Source organism: Paenibacillus sp. A3 (assembly GCF_001399685.1).
In the GTDB taxonomy this organism is placed as follows: Bacteria; Bacillota; Bacilli; order Paenibacillales; family NBRC-103111; genus Paenibacillus_G.
Genome location: NZ_JTHN01000028.1, coordinates 33,574 through 52,927, shown reverse-complemented (window position 1 = coordinate 52,927; position 19,354 = coordinate 33,574). Strand labels below are relative to the sequence as shown.

Genomic DNA, 19,354 nt, shown 5'->3' with positions numbered 1-19,354 from the left:
TACTTCACTTTCCGGGGGAGGGCAGCGGCTGGAGGGATATACCCCACCGGCGTATACGGAGAATTTCTCTAAGCGAAGCGGGTCTCTAAACAAGCTCAGCCCGTCCGATGACGAATCGGACGGGCTTTTGCCGTGCATGCTAGCTTTGTGCCGAGACGGTTTGATGTCCGGGCGAGGCTGCGGCCGGGTGCAGCATTTTGCCGCTTTTCCAACGGCGGAGAACGAGAAAGCCGCGCAAATATTCGTCGGCGATCATCGACGTATAAATTCCGGCCAAGCCCCATTCGAGCCGAATGCCGAGGAAGTAGGAAAATGGCGTTGCGAGCAGCCAGAGCGAGAACACTCCGGTAATCATAATGAACCGGGTATCGCCGACTCCCGTTAAGGCGCTGCCCATGGCCATATTGATCATTTTCCCCGGCTGCAGCAGCAGGTTCAAACCGAGCAGCGCAACCCCGAGCGCTACAATCTCCGCATCGACGGTGAACAGAGACAGCGCCTTGCTGCCGAATACGTACAGCAGCAGCGCATTGATCATGACGACCGCAAGTCCCGTCCACATTCCCCGATAAGCGGCGCGGTACGCCTCCTGTGCCCGTCCGGCCCCGAAAAGATGGGCGATCTGAATTTGCAGAGCCATCGCGACGGAAAACCCGAGCGTGAAGCAAAACGACTCCATCGTATTCATATAGGTCCGTGCCGCCAATTCCTTGGCCCCGAGCATCGCAATGAACGAAAACAGAATCAGCTGCGAGAATACCCACGAAGCCGAGTGCACGCCCATAGGCCAGCCGATCTGCATCGTTTCGCGGAACAAAGGGCGGTCGAACTGCAAGAGGTCTTTCCAGCCGACCCGGCGCTCGAACGAATGCACGAACAGGAAGGCGAGAACGATCGTGGCCAACAGACGGCTGACAAGGGTCGAGACGGCCACGCCGGCCAGCCCCCATTGCGGGAAGCCGAGGGCGCCGTAAATAAAGGCGTAGTTCAGCACGACGTGAATGACGTTCATCCCGATCGCGATGTACATCGGACCGCGCGTGTTCCCCGTATTGCGAATCGCCGTGCTGAGAGCGGCCATGGCGGCGGTCAGCGTCATGCCTCCGCCGACGATGGAGATGTACGTGTCGGCCATTGGCAGCAGAGCGGCCGGGACTTGCAGCAGCGCGGCGATATCGCGGGCAAAAAGATAGAGCGCGAGGCTGAGCAGAGCCCCGATCACGACCGAGATATTAACCGACATGATGGCGACCGTCCGCGCGTCTTCCGGTTTGCGGGCTCCGAGCTTCTGCGCGATCAGCACGCCGGCCCCATTTGCGACGGTCATAAACAAGATCGTGACGGCTGCAAATAATTGCGTGGAAATGCCCACGACGGCAACGGCGCCGTCCGATATGCGACTGACCATTAGCGTGTCCGCCGTACCCAGCAAAAACTGCAAAAACATTTCAATAAAAATGGGCCAGGCGAGCGCCCAGAGCGTAAACTTTTTGTCGTCGTTCATGTTCCGTATCCTCCTGATGCCGTATTCCCATATCACATTATAGAGCGTATACTTGAAAGCATGTATCACTATCCGAACTAAAAATATTAATTTATAAACCTGACTGCGTAGGATAAGAAGGTGAAAGCGATGCCAATTCTGGAATTTACATCTCCGCCGCTGCCTCACTATTTGGCCAGCGGCTTCTGCGTCATTGCGCCCGGGCGCAAGCATCCGAACCGGCGCAACATCGGCGTGTTCGATCTGCTCGTCGTGCAGGAAGGCTGCATATATATCATGGAAGGCGGCGTTTACTACGAAGTTACGGCCGGCCACGCGATCATTCTCCGGCCTGACCGGCATCATTATTCGCCGCAGGGGTGCATGACGGATACGGCGCATTATTGGCTTCATTTCAACACGACGGGCGCGTGGAGAGAGACCGAGGAGGGAGTGCCGACGCTGCCGTCCGTCTCGATGGAGGAAAAAAGTTTCACAATGCAAACCTTCGCCATTCAGCTTCCCCAGTTTACCAAGCTGCTGAAGCCGACGTCCGTCTACCGGACGATGCAGCAGCTCGGCGAGCTGGAAAAGGAGTCGCACCGCAACTGGGCGCGCTGGAAACATCAGCAGCTGTTTCAGCAGGTGCTGGAGCAGCTTAGCGCTTCGCTGCAAGCGGAAACGCCGCCGCCCGGAGCCGAAGTGGCGGATCAGGCGGCATCCTACCTGCGCCAGCATTTCAAACAACCGGTGACCGCACAGAGCTTGGGGGAGGCGCTCAATTTTCACCCTGTATATATCGCGCGCTGCATGCAGCGGGAGTTCGGCTGCTCGCCCTTCGAGTATTTGCTGCGTTACCGGTTGGAGCAGGCCAAGCTGCTGCTGCAGCAGACCGACTTTCCGGTCGCCCGGGTGGCCGAAGAGGTCGGCTTCAACCAAGCGTCCTACTTTACGTCCTGCTTTGTCAAAGTGGAAGGCTTGACTCCGCGCGCCTACCGCAAGCGCTTTTCCCATGCCTGACCGGATACGGTGATGCTGTTGGAACGGAGGGGAGCGGAGTGACGCTGGAAAGCGTATATCCGCATGCTTCGCGGCAACGCCGTTTTTTCTTCGGAGGAGACGGCTTTTTGCCGCTTGCGGCATCGTGTTGTTTGCAGTTCGGGAGCTTGGAAAAACGATTGGGAGCGCCGATGCATACGGGATGAACGATTGCTCCAGCCTATGATAGCGATAGGGAATTCGTAATTGATGGCTCGGACTACCCTCCCTATAATAAAAATCGTTAACCGTCATTCGGAAACCGAACGATGGAATCGAAAGGGGGGTAAGCGATGCGGCATTTGCAAGATCAAGACCCCGCGGTGGCGGAAGCGATCCGAAAGGAGTTCGCCCGGCAGCGGGACCATATCGAGCTGATCGCTTCCGAGAACTTCGTCAGCCCGGCCGTCTTGAAGGCAATGGGGACGGTACTGACCAACAAATACGCCGAAGGATATCCCGGCAAACGGTATTACGGCGGCTGCGAGTATGTGGACATGGCCGAATCGCTCGCTATTCGGCGGGCCATGGAGCTGTTCGGAGCGGAGCACGCCAATGTGCAGCCGCATTCCGGCGCGCAGGCCAATATGGCGGTTTACCTGGCGGCCGTCCGCCCCGGCGATACGATTCTCGGGATGAACCTGGCGCACGGCGGCCATCTTACACACGGAAGTCCGGTGAACGCCTCCGGCCAGATGTACCGGTTCGTTCCTTACGGCGTGAACGAAAAGACGCACCGGCTCGATTACGACGAAGTGCGGAGCTTGGCGCTCAAGCACAAACCGCGGATGCTGGTTGTCGGCGCGAGCGCTTATCCGCGGATCATCGATTTCGAACGGCTGGCGCAAATTGCCGCCGAGGTCGGAGCTTTATTCTTGGCGGATATGGCGCATATCGCCGGACCTGTGGCTGCAGGATTGCACCCGAGCCCTGTGCCGCATGCGCACTTCGTGACAACGACGACGCATAAAACGCTGCGCGGGCCGCGCGGGGGCATCATTTTGTGCCGTAAATCGTGGGCGTCCCAGATCGACAAGGCGGTCTTCCCGGCGACGCAAGGAGGGCCGCTGATGCATATCATCGCCGCCAAGGCGGTAGCGTTGGGCGAGGCGGCACAGCCGGACTTCGCCGAGTATACCGCGCGCGTGCTGACGAACGCGAAAGCGCTGGCCGAAGGCCTGCTAGCGCAAGAGTTGAATGTGTTGACCGGCGGAACGGACAATCACCTGCTGCTGCTCGATCTGCGCAGCATCAAGATGACCGGCATCGATGCGCAGGAGCTGCTTGACAGCGTCGGCATTACGGTGAACAAAAATGCGATTCCTTTCGACACGGCCAGTCCTATGGTCACCAGCGGCATCCGTATTGGGACACCGGCGGTTACGACGCGGGGCATGGGGCCTTCGGAAATGGCCGAGCTTGCGGGCGTGATCGGTGCGGTGCTCAAGCACCCGGACCATGCCGGAGTCCGCGCGCAGGTGCGCCGCAAGGTGAAGGAATTGACGGCGGCTTTTCCGCTCTATGACGACATCGATTGAAGAAAGAAGGGAATGCCATGGAGTTAGCGTCGCTTGAAGCGAAGGAAAGCGCGCTGTTTCCGACCTATGCGCGGCATCCTCTGACCTTCGTCCGCGGCGAAGGCTCGCGGCTGTGGGATGATCGGGGGAATGTGTATTTGGATTTTATGTCGGGACTTGCCGTATGCAACCTGGGGCATGTTCCACCACCAGTCAAACAGAGCGTGGAGGAGCAACTGGGGCGTTTGTGGCATGTAAGCAATCTGTTTCAAAGTCCCCAGCAGGAGACCCTGGCGAAGCTGCTCGCTGAGCATAGCTGCACGGACCTCGCGTTCTTCTGCAACAGCGGTGCGGAGGCGAACGAAGCGGCCATCAAGCTGGCCCGGCGCTATGCCCAGCGGGTGCAGGGCAGGGAGCGGTACGAGATCGTGACGTTCGAGAAGTCGTTCCACGGCCGGACACTTGCCACGCTGACGGCGACCGGACAAGATAAGGTGAAGGACGGCTTCTATCCGCTCCCTGAAGGATTTGCCTATGCACGGTATAACGATATCGAGTCGGTGGAAGCGTGCATCAACGAGCGGACCGCGGCGGTCATGCTGGAGCTCGTACAGGGCGAAAGCGGCGTGCATCCCGCCGATCCGGCGTTTGTGCGCGAGCTGGCCCTATTGTGCCAAGAGCGGGATTTGCTGCTGATCGTCGACGAGGTGCAGACGGGGATGGGGCGTACCGGCAAGCTGTTTGCCTACGAGCACTACGGCATCGAGCCGGATATCCTAACGCTGGCCAAAGGGCTGGCGAGCGGCTTGCCCGTCGGAGCGATGCTGGGGAAACGCAAGCTGCGCGAAGCGTTCACGCCCGGCAGCCACGCCTCCACGTTCGGCGGATCGCCGCTCGCCATGGCGGCCGGCATCGCCACGCTGCGGACGATGCTGGACGAGCGGCTGCCGGAGCGGGCGGCAGCGGCCGGGCGCTACGCGCTGCGGCGGCTGGCGGCGGAGCTGCATCAGGTCCCGCCGGTGAAGATGGTCCGCGGGCTCGGGCTGCTGATCGGCATCGAGCTGGACCGGCCGGTCGAGCCGTTCATCCGCGAGCTGCAGCGTAAGGGCTTGCTTGTGCTGCCGGGAGGGCCATACGTGATCCGGTTTATGCCGAATTTGTACGTGGCCCACGATGAAATCGACGAAGCGGTGAAACAGCTTGCGGATGTCCTTTCCCAAGCCTCGGACAAGTAATTCCCGCGGACGGGCGCCAAGCAGTTTGATGGATTGCCGTTGCGGGAAAGGATACTGTTACCCGGGGCTTTGGGTTTTAACCGTAGTGATAAGCTGCTCCATAAAAACCCGGCTGGCCGCGCACAAATATTTATTTTTCCGGTAAACGACCCCGATTTGCGTCGTGATCGCGGGATTCGCGATCGGCACGATACGGATTCGCGGATCGGCGATATAGTCGAGGTAAGCCTTCGGCAATACGGTTACGCCGACGCCTTGAGCGACCATATTGATAATAGACTCCATCGTCGTCATTTCCAGCACTGGCTGCGGGGCGAAGTCGAACGCCCGGCAACGCTCGTCCAGAAGCTGCCGCAAATGATAGTTGCCCGGCAGCAAAATGCTGGGCGTCTCCCGCAGCGCCTCGAGCGTCACGGAGAGCTTCTGCCCGATGGGGTGACCGAGCGGGGCGGCCAATGCGAGCTCCTGCTTGCATAATGGTATCGTCTCCAGCTCCTCATGCTCCATCGGCATAAAGACGATGCCAAGATCCAGCTCGTTGTGCAGCAGCCCGTTATAAATATCGCCGGTGCGAAGACCCTGGACGGACAGCTTGACGTTCGGATACCGCTCGTGAAACGAGATGACGGTCGGGGGCAGCAAATAATTGACGACCGTCAGCAGCGCCCCGATGGTCAGCGATCCGCGCTTTAAGCCCTGCAGCTCGCTGATGGCGGCGCGGGCTTGCGACAGTTCGTGGAACACGCTGTAGCTATGGCTGAGCAAAATTTTCCCCGCCTCGGTAATGATCGTTTTCTTGCCGACGCGGTCGAACAGGGGCGAGCCGATTTCGTGCTCAAGCGTGCGGATTTGCTGGCTGAGCGACGGCTGGGCGATGCCGAGCTTGTCGGCCGCCCGCGTAAAATGCAGCTCCTGGCATACAGCCATGAAATATTCCAATTGTCTGAGTTCCAAGGGGCATTCCTCCGGGATGTCATTCGAATTTGGTATCGTTTAATCATAGATTTTGACGATCATTATATAGTAAACGATAGGAAAAAGAAAGGGTAGGTGAATGTTCCGTGAAGCTTCATTACATTCAGCACGTGCCGTTTGAAACACTCGGCCTCATTGAGGCGTGGGCTCGGGAGAAGGGCCATACGGTAACGGGAACGAAGGTATACGAGCAGGCAGCATTCCCCGCGCTTGGCGATTTCGATCTGGCTGTCGTATTAGGCGGGCCGATGGGGGTGTACGACGAGCGCCTTTATCCGTGGCTAAGCGCGGAGAAGGCATGGATCGCCGCCGCGATCAGGCAGAAGAAGCCGCTGCTCGGTATCTGCCTGGGCGCCCAATTGATGGCGGAAGCGATCGGGGGCAAGGTCCGTCAGAACTACTATAGGGAAATCGGCTGGTTCCCGGTCGAGCTGACCGAGGCCGCGAAACAAAGCCCGGCGTTCCGGGGCTTTCCCGAGCGGTTTGTCCCGTTTCATTGGCACGGGGATACGTTTGAGCTGCCGGATCGGGCGATGCGCACCGCCAGCAGCAAGGGCTGTCCGAATCAGGCATTCGTTTACGAAGACTATGTGGTCGGTTTGCAGTTTCATCTGGAGATGGACGAAGCGGGAATCGGCCGGATGCTGAAGCATGGCAAGGACGATTTGGTCCAAGGCCCCTACGTGCAGAAGCCGGAGGAGATGGCAGACCAGACGGAGCTAGTGAACGCGTCGAAAACTATTTTGTACATGCTGCTGGATGCAATGGAAAGGCGTTGTTCAGAGACGGAGCATACGCGGTTCGCTTCCGGCAAGGGACAAGTTTACCGGACCATCGGAGACTAGAACACAGGGGGAATCGAGATGGAGACAGGCTCTACACGCGTAAAAAGAGGAATGGCCGAGATGCAAAAGGGCGGCGTCATCATGGACGTGATGAACACAGAGCAGGCGAAAATCGCGGAAGCCGCAGGCGCAACGGCGGTGATGGCGCTGGAACGGGTGCCGGCGGATATTCGCGCAGCCGGCGGGGTGGCCCGGATGGCCGATCCGACGGTTGTCGAGGAAGTGATGAAGGCCGTGACGATTCCGGTGATGGCCAAAGCCCGCATCGGCCACTATGTGGAAGCCCGGGTGCTGGAGTCGCTCGGGGCCGACTATATCGACGAAAGCGAAGTGCTGACACCGGCCGACGAGCTGTTCCATATCGACAAGCGGGCGTTTACCGTGCCCTTCGTCTGTGGAGCGCGCGACTTGGGCGAAGCGCTGCGGCGGATCGGCGAAGGCGCTTCGATGATCCGCACGAAGGGCGAGCCGGGCACCGGGAACATCGTGGAGGCCGTGCGGCACATGCGGATGATGATCAGCCAAATGCGCAAGGTGCAGAGCATGAGCAAGGACGAGCTGATGGCTGAAGCCAAAGCTTTGGGCGCACCATACGAGCTGCTGCTGCACGTTCACGAGACCGGGCGTCTGCCGGTCGTCAATTTCGCGGCGGGCGGCGTGGCGACCCCGGCGGATGCAGCGCTTATGATGCATCTGGGCGCGGACGGCGTCTTCGTCGGGTCGGGCATTTTCAAATCCGACGCGCCGGAAAAGTTCGCCGCAGCGATTGTGGCGGCGGCCACGCATTACACAGACTATTCCCTGATTGCGCAGGTATCCAGGAACTTGGGCACCCCGATGAAAGGGATTGAAATTGCCACGCTGCAAGCAGCCGAACGGATGCAGGAGCGCGGCTGGTAAGCGGTCAAACCCATCCTTTGCGATGGGTTTTTTATTTTTCTACAATGTCGAATCATTGAAATCCAAGTCATGAAATTACCAAATAAAGTAATGGTATTCCATTGCGAGGAATTCATCCTAAATTATACAATATTACCAGAGGCGAGACGAACAACCGCTCACTCGAGTTCACAGCATTGGAGGAGTTGTAGTGCAGCCTGAACGCCCGCCTGATGATCACAGACGATTTTTAAAGCAATATGCCGAGGAATACAAGCTGGGAACGTACTTTCCCGAAAAGCTGACTTTGTTCGCCAAGTCGGAGCCCGTCTCCTTCCAATGGCTTCGGGAGACGGAGCATGGTTCCGTCGTGTTCCTGATGAGCGCTTCCTGCTCGGCTTGCAGCATGGGACCTGTTCAAGAGTTCGCGGAACGGTTCGGAGCATTCTGCTCCTGTGTGTTATTCGAAGGAAGCGCGGAGGCGATGGAGCAGCAGCGTGAGATCTATGATTTGGACATGCCGTTCTACCTGTGCGATACCGTTAAGCTGCAAAGCCAACTGAAGGTGGGCGCCGTTCCTTACGCCCTGATTTTGAATAAGATTGGACAAGCGGTCGGCGCCGGCATCTTCAACGACTGCGAGAAGCTCGAGCAGTTGGCGGCTCCGTTGATCCGCGTGTATGAGTGCAGCCTGGCACAAGTATGAAGTCGTTCGCGCGCACCATGAGATGCGCCGGTCAAGCCTTTTGCAAAGTATACCGGTTCAATAAACCTGTCGTTTTGCTGTCGTTGTTCGTTTACTTCATGGTGGCCCTGCAGTCGAATATCGGCATTTACTTAAGTAAACGGATCGTAGACCAGCTCTCCACGAACAATCTGTACCTGCTTATGGGAAGCATTGCGCTTCTTCTCTCGTTTCAGCTTGTACGGCTGCTGCTGGAAACGTACTCCCAGCTCAAAAGCAGACGGATGCAAATGGCGTTTGCCGTTCATTGCGAAAATGAATTGGTGGATCTTGTCGCGAAGACGGAGCTGCTGGATAAGGAGCATCCCCAGTTTACAGGCGATTTCTCTTATTGGTCCTTTATTAACGGCAAATATCTGGAATCGTATTCCACCGTGACCGGGCTCGTCAAGCAGGGCTTGATCGCGGCGGTAAGTCTGGGCTATCTGCTGTACTATCATCTGTACATCGGCCTGCTGGCGCTGCTCGTCGGTACATTGAAGGGCATCTACGACCTTCGCGCCGTCCGGCGAAGGGTAACGATCAACGAAGAGATGATGAGGCAATCCCGGGGATATCATTATTATTTCGATGTATTGACGGGCTCCCAGACGCAGAAGGAAATGACGCTGTTTCAATTGGTGCCGTATTTTCGGGAGAAGTGGTTGCGCAAGAAGGACGAGGCCAACGCCTTGTCCATGCAGCTCGAAACCTTAAATCTGAAAAGACAAGCTTCTGGCGAGCTGCTGTCCATCATCAGCTCAGGTATTGTCATTGTGATCACCGCGCTGCTCATTTATAAAGGCTCTCTGACGATTGGAGATTACGTGGCCATCACGATGGCGCTAACGATGACGGAAAGCAATATTACGATGATGTTTGCCTCGATCTCGAGGCTGACGGAAAACGCCGCCCATATTGAAAGGCTGAACAAGATCGAAAGCGATGTGCATGCCGCCGCCCGCCTGCCGGAGCAGGTTGAGCCCTATCCATTCCGCTTTCAGGACGAGCTTCAAATCCGCAACCTGACGTTCCGCTATCCGAATCGGGACGAGCCAGCGCTGACCGACATCAACGCGGAGATTCGCAAAGGCGAAATGATCGCCATTCTGGGCGAGAACGGTTCGGGAAAATCGACGCTGATCAAGCTGCTGCTGGGTCTTTACCGGAGCGACACCGACGCCATCTTGTACGACGGCGTGAGCGTCCGGCAGCTGGACCGGATCGGAATGTGGCGCCAAACGAGCGCCGTCTTCCAGGATTACATCCGGTATATGACGGATGTGCGGGATAACATCGCCGTCGGCAATATTGCCGAGGCGCACAATACGGACAAGCTGCTTTCGGTGCTCGCGAAGGTCGGGCTGTCCAAGACGTTCAAGCAAGGACTGGATACGAAGCTGGGAACGATGGAGGATAACGCGGTCAACTTGTCCGGCGGACAGTGGCAGAGGCTCGCTTTGTCGAGAGTGTTCGTCTCGGAGGATCACGAGCTGGTCGTGTTCGACGAACCGACCTCCGCGCTCGATCCGGTCAGCGAAGTGCGGCTGATGAATGAAATGCTTGAGCACTGCCGTGGTAAAACCGTGCTTATGGTATCTCACCGGGTCGGGATCGCGCGGAGAGCCGACCGCATCTTCGTGATGGAGGGCGGGCGCATAGCCGAGGTCGGAACGCACGACGAGCTGCTTCGCAAGCAAGGACTTTATCAGGAGATGTGGCATCAGCAAAAGCAATGGTACGACTAATTTAGGCGAAAAGAGGGAGTAACGATGTCGTTCAACCGTAAGCCGGGCGGATCAGCCGACAGCGGCCCGCTGATAGGCTCCGTGCTATCGGACCTGCCGCCCCATATCAGTAATACGCCAGCGGAGCCGGGCGAAGCGACGGGTACGATGCTGCTGTTCGTTTCCACCTATTGCTCGCATTGCATCGATTTGCTTCCGCATATCGAAGCGATGACACGGAGGCATCCGACCTTTTCTTTCCGGCTCTTCTCCACGGGCGACGAGGACGATCATCGAAGCATGGTCGAATATTTCGGATGGACCTTCCCGATTTATTCGCTGGACCAGAGCGACATGGAGGCGTATTTTGCGGTGAACTATCTGCCCTTTGCTATCCTCGTCGACGATTCGGGAAAAGTGGCCGCCAAAGGAGTTATTTACAACGCGGACGAGTACGAACAACTTGTGAAAGACTACGCCCGCCATGCGCTGGCTTGATAGTGGCATCCCGGTTATTACACCTTAAGATAAAGCTTCACATTCCGTTGAAAGGAGGTGAATACCATGGCTTGCGACAACCCGAATTGTGATGTTCCATTGAAAAATGAAACGTTCTGCTACCTCAGCGATTGTACTTCTGGCGGTTCGAGTTATCCGAAAACGATGGGCGCTAATAAGATCCTCGGATGCAAAGACGGATCTACGTACTCGTGCCAACAGCCAAGAATAGGCTGCTGCTACTAAACCGATTAGAGGAGGGGGGATCACCCCTCTTCTCTTTTTACTCTTTCAAGAACGGGGGAACTTCCTTGCAAGCTCAATTAATCGTATGCGACCGGATTACCCATAACGAACAGGCGAAGGGGCATCAGTTAGGTACCGTACTAAACCATCGGACGATTCCCGTTCTGCCGTATGCCTTGGATTTGTACATTTTGCTCAAAATCTTTGATTTGCCGCAGGGAAAATCGATAGATACGCATTTTGAGTTCGCCAATGACTGTGGAGAGCGCCTTGGCAAAACGGCGATGACCGTCCTCAGAAATTATAGAGCGGATGATCAAATTCCGGGCGTCGATAAGGATTTTGCATTTACGTTGGTGCTGACGGAGCCGGGAATCATCCACATCAAGTGCTTTACCGACGGCGAAGAAGCGGCATGGTATCCGCTGACGATCCGATTGCCGGAGGACGGGCATCAAGCCTCCTAACTAAAACGTCTAGTACCTGATGAGGTGATCGACGAAGATGACGGGTTTCATAGCGTATATTCTGGATATAACGATTGCGGTTCTGTTCTTCCTTCCCTTTTACATGAAGCTGCGCAGCTTCGAAGGATTAAAGGTGGAAATTTATGCCTATGGGGCGCTGCCGGTATCCATGCTGTCTTTGGCGGCTTATGCCGTGTTGATTGTGGAGTTTTTGCTGTTTTTCTTGTTTGCGACGGGCTTGGCGGAGGGCTGGAAGCAATTCGCGGCGATCGGGCTGCTGTCCGTCTTTACTTGGTTGACCTGGAGAAAGAAAAAAAGCACCGGGGCCGAAACCTGCGCCTGCTACGGCAATGTCGGTTTCCTCAACCGGTTTCCCATCTATAGAAATCTTGTTCTGATCGGTATTTTGCTGATCGATGCGGGCTTGAAGCGGGAGCCGGCAGATGCTTATTCCATGCTCCATTCGCTTGTTTTGGTCATGGCGTTGTCGTTTACCGTTGAGCTCATGACGATTCGTTGGAAAAGAAAAGAGGTCTGACGATGGCCGATCCGTTGTTTTTATGTACGTTACTGTGGTTTGCCATAAGTATAGCAGTACTTGCCACACTGAGAAGGAGGGAGCAACGGGCAATTCAAGCGCAAGTCCGGCAGATCGGGCAGTTGGCGAACGAAACGAACGAGCTGATCTTATTTCTGGACTACTCGGCGCCGGGCTTCAAGGAGATCGATGCTTTCCTGCTCACGGACATGCCGAGCAGGGTTACCGTTGTTTTCCATGCCCCCGAATGGCTGATTGCCGCCAAATCAAAAAGGTGGGAACGGCATTGCGTCGTGAGCGCCGGCAGCCTGAACGCATCCTCGTCTGGCGTGAGCCCAACTCGCATTATTCTGGATAAAGGGGGAAAATACCGCGTTTTCCATGAGGTACCGGCTTTCCTAAAGCTGATGAGCCGGTCAAAAACGTGAAATAGTTCATACTTTTTTGTGTGATAACTCCTTGTGTAGTAATGGCCGAAAGCTTACACTGCGCTAGAAACTGTGAAAATAAGCTTTTATTCATTGAACACCTGCCCTTTTCGGCAGGTGTTTTGTCGTTTAATCGCCGTGGAGATACCGCTTCAAATAATGCCCCGTGACCGAATGCGGATGCTCGATAAGCTGTTCGGGAACGCCTTCGGAGATGACTAACCCGCCCTCTTGTCCGGCCCCGGGACCCAAATCGACGATCCAATCGGTTTGACTGATCACGTCGAGGTTATGCTCGATCACGATCACCGTGCCGCCGTTGTCCACGAGCTTCAGGCGCTGCCCGGCCGCTCGGCCGCCGCTTTTGCGGCGTCGGCCGCCTTGGCGGTGCCGTTCGCGTGGTGGCTGGAGACCGCTTTCGTCTTTACGAAAGCGGCCGCGGCTGGCAGCAGCTCCCACGGCATCGCCGTCTCATCGCCGTGGCGGTAATTGAGGAGCTTGCCAAGCTGCTTGCTTTGCTAATCGTGTTCCGCGCCCGCCGCACCCGCTTCCTAACGGACGCGGTTGTGCTGGGCGCTGCCGCGGGGATGGGTTTCGCCGCCTTCGAGAGCGCGCTGTACGGCTGGGCGCGGCTGGCTTCGCCGGACAGCCTGCTGGCCGTGCTCTGGCTTCGCGGGCTGCTGTCGCCCTTCGGCCACGGCACGTGGACGGCCGTCATGGCCGCGGGCTGGTGGCGCTGGAACCGGCGCTCCGCGGAACGGGGATGCTACGCCGCCTGCATGGCTGCCGCGTTATATGCAGCCGCGGCTATCGGCTTGCATTTCTTGTGGGACGCAGTCGCGGGGACAGGCTCCCTGGGCCTGCTTCTGCAGCTCGTGATCGGCGCATGCGGGCTGTGGCTGCTGCGCCGATTGATCCGGCAGGGGACCGAGGAAGAGATCCGCGCGCTGCTGCGGATCAACCCGGACTTGGCGCAGGCCGCGGGACCGTTTCGCCGCGCGGAGCCGGGTATTGCGCCCGGTGCGGTCAGGCGCTAAGGGCAGAGGAGCACAAGGGCTAGTGCCAGCAAGCACTAGCCCTCAGGCTGTTGAGAAACCCTAGAGTAGAAAATCTCAGCCCAATAGAGGTGGGGTATATCCCGTAAGAGTTTACGTCCGCCTTTGAAACCCGTGAAGATACCGCTAATTCTAATCAAGTTCACGGGTTTCAAGAGCGGCTGGAGGGATATACCCCGCTTGCGTATGCAGAGAATTTCTACGCGAAGCGGGTTTCTCGATAAGCTCGGCTAGTGCCAGCAAGCACTAGCCCTTCTTCTTCCACCCCTTATCCGTTTTCCATTTTTTATCATTGACTCCTGTGCAAGCGAAAAGCTATGATATCACTGAATACTACTTAAACGTTTCAGTACTTAAACGATTCAGTTCACGTACAAATCAGTATGCTTAAGGGGGACCTCGCATGTCAAAACGATGTTTCATTTCCGCCGTTCTTGCCCTTTGTCTGAGTTCTTCCATCCTAGCCGCTTGCGGAGAGAGCCGTCCTTCGTCCGCGGGGCAGGAGCCGGGGAACGAAGCCGGAGGAAACGCAGCCGCGGAGCCATTAAAGCCGGAGCAAGGCGCCCAATTGCTCGTATGGGAATCGAAAGGTCCGGAGCTCGATTATTTGAAAGCGGTAGCGGAAAGCTTCGAGAAAGAATACGGCGTAAAAGTGAAGGTGGAGCCGGTACCCGCGATCGACACCGTTAAGAAGCTGACCACCGACGGTCCGGCGGGGATTGGAGCCGACGTCTTCTCTGCACCGCACGATCAATTGGGGAATGCGGTGACGGCCGGGCTCGTGCTGCAAAACGACGTGTCGGGCGACAGCAAGAAAAACGAGGTCATGTCCTCGGCGCTGGCCGGAGTCACGTACAAGGACGTGCTTTACGGCTTTCCGACGGCAATCGATACGTATGCGCTGTTTTACAACAAGTCCTTGATGGACAAAGCTCCGAAAACGTACGACGACATCGTGAAATTCGCCGAAACCTACAACGATCCGAAAGCCAAAAAGTTCGCCTTGATGTGGGACGTCGGCCAACTGTATCAATCGTACTCGTTCCTCGCCGGTTACGGCGGGTATGTGTTCGGAAGCAATGGTACGGACCCGAACGATATCGGTCTCAACAGCGCGAAAACGGTTGAAGGAGCAAAATATTTGCAATCGCTCAAAAAAATATTGCCGCTGAACGCCGGAGACATCAACGACAACATCATTACGGGCTTTTTCCAGGAAGGGAAAACCGCTGCCGTCATCAACGGCTCGTGGCTGATGGCCAGCTTGTCGAAGGCGAATTTCGACTATGGCGTAGCGCCGCTGCCCCTGCTGCCGAACGGCGAGCATCCGGTCAGCTTCTCCGGCATTCGAGCCCTGTACGTCAATTCGTACACGAAGTATCCGGCTGCCGCCAAGCTGTTCGCAAGCTACGCGACCAGCAAGGACAATCTGATCAAGCGGTTCAAGATGACGACCCAGCTTCCCCCGAGGAAGGACCTGATGGACGATCCCATCATTACGCAAGACCCGAAAGCGGCGGCGTTTCTGGAGCAGGCAAAATATTCGACGCCGATGCCGTCCATTCCGGAAATGGGCAATGTATGGGTGCCCGCGGGCGCCGCGCTCGCTGCGATCTGGAACGACGGTCAAGATCCGGCAGCCGTTCTGACTACCGCAGTAGAGCAGATCAAGACAGCCATGAAAACGACGAAGTAACGCACGGATTCATCCTCAAAACTCGGCTAAGGCGGTTTTACGTATGCAATCACAACCAAGCGCCCGGCGGCATCAGGTCACGGCAGCCGTTTGTTCCGCGGTGTTCATAGGCTTGGGCCAGCTCTACAACAGACAATATATCAAAGGCTTGCTGTTCATCGTCTTGGCCCAATTGTTTTTCTGGAACTATTATTCCATCGCATGGAAAGGCATCCTTGGGCTGATTACGCTAGGCGATGTCCCGACGCAGATTATTCGGGGAAAAATCGTTCAGGGCGACCATTCGATCTTTCTGCTGATCAACGGCCTCATTACCCTCGTCGTCATCCTGCTGTTCCTGGGGTTCTATGCGCTGAATATTTACGATGCGAAGAAGAACGGGGAGCTGCGGGACGAAGGCGGCCATGTTCTCGGCTTCGTCGAGTCCGTGAAGCAGGCGAAGTTCCGGCATTTTCCTTATTTGCTGCTGATCCCTGCCGCTTTTTTCATCCTGTTTGTTACCGTCATCCCGCTCGTGTTTAACGTGTTGATCGCCTTCACCAACTATTCGGCCCCGGCTCATATTCCGGACCGGGCGCTGGTGGATTGGATCGGCTTCCGCACGTTTTACGATCTGTTCGCGCAGGAAGCATGGAGGTCCACGTTCTTCGGCATTTCCGTTTGGAACATCATCTGGGCGGCGGCTTCGACCTCTACCGTCTTTCTCAGCGGGCTATTGCTCGCGATGATGGTGAATCACCCGCAGGTCCGCTTCAAAAAATTTTGGAGAACGGTGTTCATCCTGCCTTGGGCGATCCCGCAGTTCATCTCGATCCTCGTTTTCAGGGTGCTGCTGAACGGAACGTTCGGTCCGGTGAACGATCTGATCGTGAAGCTCGGCTTCTCTCCCGTGCCCTGGCTTTCCGATCCGACGATGGCAAAAGTATCCGTCATTTTGGTGAATTTGTGGTTCTCGACGCCGTTCCTGATGGCGTTGATGTCGGGAATCTTGACGACCCTGCCGCGCGATCTGTACGAAGCGGCGGACGTCGACGGGGCATCGGGACCGCAAAAGTTCGTCAAAATTACGCTGCCCCTCGTGCTGATGGCGACGGCGCCGATCTTTATTATGCAGTTTGCGTTTAACTTCAATAACTTCAACTTGATTTACTTGCTGACGGACGGGAAGCCGAATAATCCGGATTATTATTACGCCGGAAGCACGGATATTTTGATCTCGTGGATCTTCAAGATGACATTGAATCAAAGCCAGTTTAATATGGCCTCGGCCGTATCCATCATTATGTTCATTCTCATTGCGGCATTTTCCTTATGGAATTACAAGCGGATGAAGTCCGTTTAAGAAGAGGATTTGATCTGGATGTCCAAATTAAAAAACAAACTGATCGTCACGGGAATTTACGCGGTATTTGCGGTGCTGCTCGTCACGACGGTTTACCCGATTGTGTGGATCGTAGGCACGTCTCTGAATCCGGGCGATAACTTGCTCGTCAGCAAGATGATTCCCGATAACCCGACGATCGCGCATTACATCGAGCTGCTCCATACGACCGATTTTGTGCTGTGGTATCAAAATACGATCAAGATCGCGCTGGTGAACGCGGTCGTATCGACGGCATTGGTGGCGGCGACGGCGTATGCTTTTTCCAGATTCCGATTTAAAGGGAGACAGCAAGGCTTGATGATGCTGCTGGTCCTGCAAATGTTTCCGGGGTTTTTATCCGTCATGGCGATTTTTGTGCTGCTGCTGCAAACGAAGCTGCTCGACACGCATCTGGGGCTGATTCTCATCTATGCCGGCGGAGCGGTGTCCATGGGCACCTGGGTCATGAAAGGGCACTTCGACACGATCCCGAAAAGTCTGGAGGAAGCCGCGTTTATCGACGGTGCGAGCCATGCCGACGCGTTCTTTAAAATTATATTTCCTTTATCGCTGCCGGCGATTACGTTCGTAGCTCTGAACAGCTTCATTACGCCGTTCATGGACTTTATTTTGCCGCAAATCGTTCTTAGGTCCTCGGACAAAATGACGCTGGCGCAAGGGCTGTATGCGATGGTGGCCAACGAGACCAATTCCAGCTTTACGTTATTCGCAGCCGGCGCCGTGCTTGTGGCGCTGCCGATCACGCTGCTGTACATGTATTTCCAGAAGTACTTAATTCACGGAATCGCGGCTGGCGCGGATAAAGGGTAACGCAATTTTTTCCAAAAGGAGGCGTATGCCATGTTATTAGAAGCGGTTTACCACCGGTCCGGCCATGCGGATTGTTACGCTTACGACGACCGGACGATCCATATCCGGCTGCGGACGAAAAAAGACGATCTGCGCGCGGTAAAAGCTCTCTATGGCGACAAGTACGATTGGGAGCAAACCGCCAGCGAGCAATATCTTCATAAGCTGGCAAGCGATGAACGGTTTGATTATTGGCAGGCGGAGCTTGTTCCTCCGCATCGCAGACTGCGCTATGCGTTTGCCTTGATCTCGGAGGACGAAACGGTCTGGTACACGGAGACTGGCATTCAGAAGGAAAAGCCGCAGGACCCGCTTTCCTTCTTCGATTATCCGTTTCTGTGGCCGGATGAAGTTTCGAAGCCGCCGGGGTGGGTAAAAGAGGCTGTGTTTTATCAAATATTTCCCGAGCGGTTTGCGAACGGCGATCCGTCGAACGATCCGGCCGGCGTTCGTTCATGGGAGGAGGCGGACCCGGGGCCGCACGATTTTTACGGCGGCGATTTGCAGGGCGTATTGGACCGACTGGATCACCTTAGCTCGCTTGGTGTTAACGCGATTTATTTTACCCCGCTGTTTGCGGCGGAGACGAATCATAAGTACGATACGACGGACTATATGAAAATCGATCCGCAGTTCGGGGATACCGGATTGCTGAAGAAGCTGGTTCAGGCTTGTCACGAGCGCGGGATTCGCGTCATTCTGGATGCCGTATTCAATCATAGCGGCGCGCTGTTCGCTCCTTTTCAAGATGTGGTCCGCCACGGAACGGCATCGCGCTACCGGGATTGGTTCCACATCAAGCAATTTCCGGTGCAGACGAAGCCCAGACCTTCCTATCACTGCTTCGCTTTCGAGGCGCATATGCCGAAGCTGAATACGGCGAATCCGGAGGTCCGGCAATACCTGCTGGACGTGGCGCAGTATTGGGTGAAGGAATGCGATATCGACGGCTGGCGGCTGGATGTGGCCAATGAGGTCGATCACGAGTTTTGGAGGCATTTTCGCAAAGCTTTGAAGTCGCTCAAGCCGGATTTTTATATTCTGGGCGAGATTTGGCACGACGCGATGCCGTGGCTGCAGGGAGATCAGTTCGATGCGGTCATGAACTATCCGGTTACAGAAGCTATACTTGATTTTTTTGCCAAGGATGCGATCGGTGCGGAGCAGTTTTCTCACCGGATCAACCGGCTGCTGGCCCAGTATCCGCAGCAGGTGAACGAAGCGGCCTTTAACATCGTCGGAAGCCACGATACGCCGCGGCTGCTTACGGTCGCGCAGGAGGCAAGGAAAGCGAAACTCGCCGTGCTGTTTCAGTTTGCGTTCCCCGGCGTTCCGTGCATTTATTACGGCGACGAAGTAGGGATGCAGGGCGGGGCGGACCCTGACTGCAGGCGGCCGATGATTTGGGACGAGGACCGGCAAAATCAGGAGCTGCTTGCGTTTTACCGGACGATCATTTCGTACCGACGGCAGCATCGGGCGTTGCGGGACGGAACTTTTCAGGTGATCTATGCCAAGGATCATCAGCTTGTCATCCGTAGAACGGATGCAGACGAACAGCTCTACATCGGCTTCAACAACAGCGGGCATCCGGCTGTCGCGGATATCGCCTTGGACGCGCAGATATCGTTCGAAATCGCCATGGGCGACGGAAGCTTCGAACTGACACAAGAGCGGCTTTCTATCAGCTTGCCTCCGTACGGATGGCTTATTTTAAAGGCGCCATTGTCATGATTTGACAAAGACAGGGCCGTATGCTTTAATCGACCT

At 56.2% G+C, this 19,354-nt stretch carries 19 protein-coding genes and 1 pseudogene; 17 read left to right on the top strand and 3 right to left on the bottom strand.

Going from position 1 to position 19,354, the window contains the following annotated elements; all coding sequences use genetic code 11:
• Nucleotides 1-139: 139 nt before the first annotated feature.
• On the bottom strand, nucleotides 140-1,504 hold the full coding sequence (locus QJ48_RS03660; RefSeq protein ID WP_054972299.1) for an MATE family efflux transporter: 1,365 nt from the start codon (nucleotides 1,502-1,504) through the stop codon (nucleotides 140-142).
• Nucleotides 1,505-1,633: 129 nt separating this feature from the next.
• Between QJ48_RS03660 and QJ48_RS03655 the strand changes: the two genes are divergently transcribed.
• From QJ48_RS03655 to QJ48_RS03645, 4 genes are all read left to right on the top strand, one after another.
• Nucleotides 1,634-2,503, top strand: a complete 870-nt coding sequence (locus tag QJ48_RS03655) for a helix-turn-helix transcriptional regulator (protein WP_054972298.1) — start codon at nucleotides 1,634-1,636, stop codon at nucleotides 2,501-2,503.
• Between the two features lie 38 nt (nucleotides 2,504-2,541).
• Complete coding sequence (locus tag QJ48_RS36585; RefSeq protein ID WP_157261493.1) at nucleotides 2,542-2,688, top strand: hypothetical protein; 147 nt, start codon at nucleotides 2,542-2,544, stop codon at nucleotides 2,686-2,688.
• A gap of 126 nt (nucleotides 2,689-2,814) precedes the next feature.
• Nucleotides 2,815-4,059: a serine hydroxymethyltransferase gene (gene glyA, locus QJ48_RS03650; RefSeq protein ID WP_054972297.1), complete on the top strand. Its 1,245-nt coding sequence runs from the start codon at nucleotides 2,815-2,817 to the stop codon at nucleotides 4,057-4,059.
• Between the two features lie 17 nt (nucleotides 4,060-4,076).
• Nucleotides 4,077-5,273, top strand: a complete 1,197-nt coding sequence (locus QJ48_RS03645) for an acetylornithine transaminase (protein ID WP_054972296.1) — start codon at nucleotides 4,077-4,079, stop codon at nucleotides 5,271-5,273.
• Between the two features lie 57 nt (nucleotides 5,274-5,330).
• Here the strand turns inward: QJ48_RS03645 and QJ48_RS03640 are convergent, their stop codons facing one another.
• Nucleotides 5,331-6,227: a LysR family transcriptional regulator gene (locus QJ48_RS03640; protein ID WP_054972295.1), complete on the bottom strand. Its 897-nt coding sequence runs from the start codon at nucleotides 6,225-6,227 to the stop codon at nucleotides 5,331-5,333.
• A 107-nt stretch (nucleotides 6,228-6,334) separates the two neighbouring features.
• Here QJ48_RS03640 and QJ48_RS03635 point away from each other — a divergent pair, with 107 nt between their 5' ends.
• The 8 genes from QJ48_RS03635 to QJ48_RS03600 all read left to right on the top strand — a co-directional run bounded on the left by QJ48_RS03635 (nucleotide 6,335) and on the right by QJ48_RS03600 (nucleotide 12,600).
• Nucleotides 6,335-7,093, top strand: coding sequence for a type 1 glutamine amidotransferase (locus QJ48_RS03635; RefSeq protein WP_063858008.1), 759 nt, complete (start codon nucleotides 6,335-6,337; stop codon nucleotides 7,091-7,093).
• An 18-nt stretch (nucleotides 7,094-7,111) separates the two neighbouring features.
• The gene (gene pdxS / locus QJ48_RS03630) at nucleotides 7,112-7,993 is read left to right on the top strand and encodes a pyridoxal 5'-phosphate synthase lyase subunit PdxS (protein WP_054972294.1); all 882 of its coding nucleotides are present in this window, start codon (nucleotides 7,112-7,114) and stop codon (nucleotides 7,991-7,993) included.
• A gap of 190 nt (nucleotides 7,994-8,183) precedes the next feature.
• On the top strand, nucleotides 8,184-8,678 hold the full coding sequence (locus QJ48_RS03625; protein WP_054972293.1) for a hypothetical protein: 495 nt from the start codon (nucleotides 8,184-8,186) through the stop codon (nucleotides 8,676-8,678).
• Nucleotides 8,675-10,444, top strand: a complete 1,770-nt coding sequence (locus QJ48_RS03620; RefSeq protein ID WP_054972292.1) for an ATP-binding cassette domain-containing protein — start codon at nucleotides 8,675-8,677, stop codon at nucleotides 10,442-10,444. Before QJ48_RS03625 ends, QJ48_RS03620 begins: the two co-directional genes overlap by 4 nt.
• Before the next feature lie 24 nt (nucleotides 10,445-10,468).
• Nucleotides 10,469-10,921, top strand: coding sequence for a hypothetical protein (locus QJ48_RS03615; protein WP_054972291.1), 453 nt, complete (start codon nucleotides 10,469-10,471; stop codon nucleotides 10,919-10,921).
• 311 nt (nucleotides 10,922-11,232) lie between these two features.
• Entirely contained in the window at nucleotides 11,233-11,634 is a 402-nt protein-coding gene (locus QJ48_RS03610) for a hypothetical protein (protein ID WP_157261492.1), read from the top strand.
• A gap of 37 nt (nucleotides 11,635-11,671) precedes the next feature.
• Nucleotides 11,672-12,172, top strand: coding sequence for a MauE/DoxX family redox-associated membrane protein (locus QJ48_RS03605; RefSeq protein WP_054972290.1), 501 nt, complete (start codon nucleotides 11,672-11,674; stop codon nucleotides 12,170-12,172).
• A 2-nt stretch (nucleotides 12,173-12,174) separates the two neighbouring features.
• On the top strand, nucleotides 12,175-12,600 hold the full coding sequence (locus QJ48_RS03600; RefSeq protein ID WP_054972289.1) for a hypothetical protein: 426 nt from the start codon (nucleotides 12,175-12,177) through the stop codon (nucleotides 12,598-12,600).
• Nucleotides 12,601-12,729: 129 nt separating this feature from the next.
• Here QJ48_RS03600 and QJ48_RS03595 read toward each other — a convergent pair.
• Nucleotides 12,730-12,933: pseudogene (locus QJ48_RS03595) on the bottom strand (excinuclease ABC subunit A); the annotation flags it as partial.
• Between the two features lie 65 nt (nucleotides 12,934-12,998).
• Here QJ48_RS03595 and QJ48_RS03590 point away from each other — a divergent pair.
• The 5 genes from QJ48_RS03590 to QJ48_RS03570 all read left to right on the top strand — a co-directional run bounded on the left by QJ48_RS03590 (nucleotide 12,999) and on the right by QJ48_RS03570 (nucleotide 19,318).
• The gene (locus QJ48_RS03590) at nucleotides 12,999-13,637 is read left to right on the top strand and encodes a PrsW family glutamic-type intramembrane protease (RefSeq protein ID WP_082420324.1); all 639 of its coding nucleotides are present in this window, start codon (nucleotides 12,999-13,001) and stop codon (nucleotides 13,635-13,637) included.
• Nucleotides 13,638-14,058: 421 nt separating this feature from the next.
• Entirely contained in the window at nucleotides 14,059-15,351 is a 1,293-nt protein-coding gene (locus tag QJ48_RS03585; RefSeq protein WP_054972286.1) for a maltose ABC transporter substrate-binding protein, read from the top strand.
• Nucleotides 15,352-15,394: 43 nt separating this feature from the next.
• Nucleotides 15,395-16,693, top strand: a complete 1,299-nt coding sequence (locus QJ48_RS03580) for a sugar ABC transporter permease (RefSeq protein ID WP_054972285.1) — start codon at nucleotides 15,395-15,397, stop codon at nucleotides 16,691-16,693.
• 18 nt (nucleotides 16,694-16,711) lie between these two features.
• Nucleotides 16,712-17,545, top strand: coding sequence for a sugar ABC transporter permease (locus tag QJ48_RS03575; RefSeq protein WP_054972284.1), 834 nt, complete (start codon nucleotides 16,712-16,714; stop codon nucleotides 17,543-17,545).
• A 30-nt stretch (nucleotides 17,546-17,575) separates the two neighbouring features.
• Entirely contained in the window at nucleotides 17,576-19,318 is a 1,743-nt protein-coding gene (locus QJ48_RS03570; RefSeq protein ID WP_054972283.1) for an alpha-glycosidase, read from the top strand.
• Nucleotides 19,319-19,354: the final 36 nt, after the last annotated feature.

Excerpts from the sequence above, each read along its gene's own strand:
- QJ48_RS03660 (WP_054972299.1), bottom strand. The coding sequence starts at position 1,504 with ATGAACGACGACAAAAAGTTTACGCTCTGGGCGCTCGCCTGGCCCATT.
- QJ48_RS03655 (WP_054972298.1), top strand. The coding sequence starts at position 1,634 with ATGCCAATTCTGGAATTTACATCTCCGCCGCTGCCTCACTATTTGGCC.
- glyA (WP_054972297.1), top strand. The coding sequence starts at position 2,815 with ATGCGGCATTTGCAAGATCAAGACCCCGCGGTGGCGGAAGCGATCCGA.
- QJ48_RS03645 (WP_054972296.1), top strand. The coding sequence starts at position 4,077 with ATGGAGTTAGCGTCGCTTGAAGCGAAGGAAAGCGCGCTGTTTCCGACC.
- pdxS (WP_054972294.1), top strand. The coding sequence starts at position 7,112 with ATGGAGACAGGCTCTACACGCGTAAAAAGAGGAATGGCCGAGATGCAA.
- QJ48_RS03620 (WP_054972292.1), top strand. The coding sequence starts at position 8,675 with ATGAAGTCGTTCGCGCGCACCATGAGATGCGCCGGTCAAGCCTTTTGC.
- QJ48_RS03615 (WP_054972291.1), top strand. The coding sequence starts at position 10,469 with ATGTCGTTCAACCGTAAGCCGGGCGGATCAGCCGACAGCGGCCCGCTG.
- QJ48_RS03605 (WP_054972290.1), top strand. The coding sequence starts at position 11,672 with ATGACGGGTTTCATAGCGTATATTCTGGATATAACGATTGCGGTTCTG.
- QJ48_RS03600 (WP_054972289.1), top strand. The coding sequence starts at position 12,175 with ATGGCCGATCCGTTGTTTTTATGTACGTTACTGTGGTTTGCCATAAGT.
- QJ48_RS03585 (WP_054972286.1), top strand. The coding sequence starts at position 14,059 with ATGTCAAAACGATGTTTCATTTCCGCCGTTCTTGCCCTTTGTCTGAGT.
- QJ48_RS03580 (WP_054972285.1), top strand. The coding sequence starts at position 15,395 with ATGCAATCACAACCAAGCGCCCGGCGGCATCAGGTCACGGCAGCCGTT.
- QJ48_RS03575 (WP_054972284.1), top strand. The coding sequence starts at position 16,712 with ATGTCCAAATTAAAAAACAAACTGATCGTCACGGGAATTTACGCGGTA.
- QJ48_RS03570 (WP_054972283.1), top strand. The coding sequence starts at position 17,576 with ATGTTATTAGAAGCGGTTTACCACCGGTCCGGCCATGCGGATTGTTAC.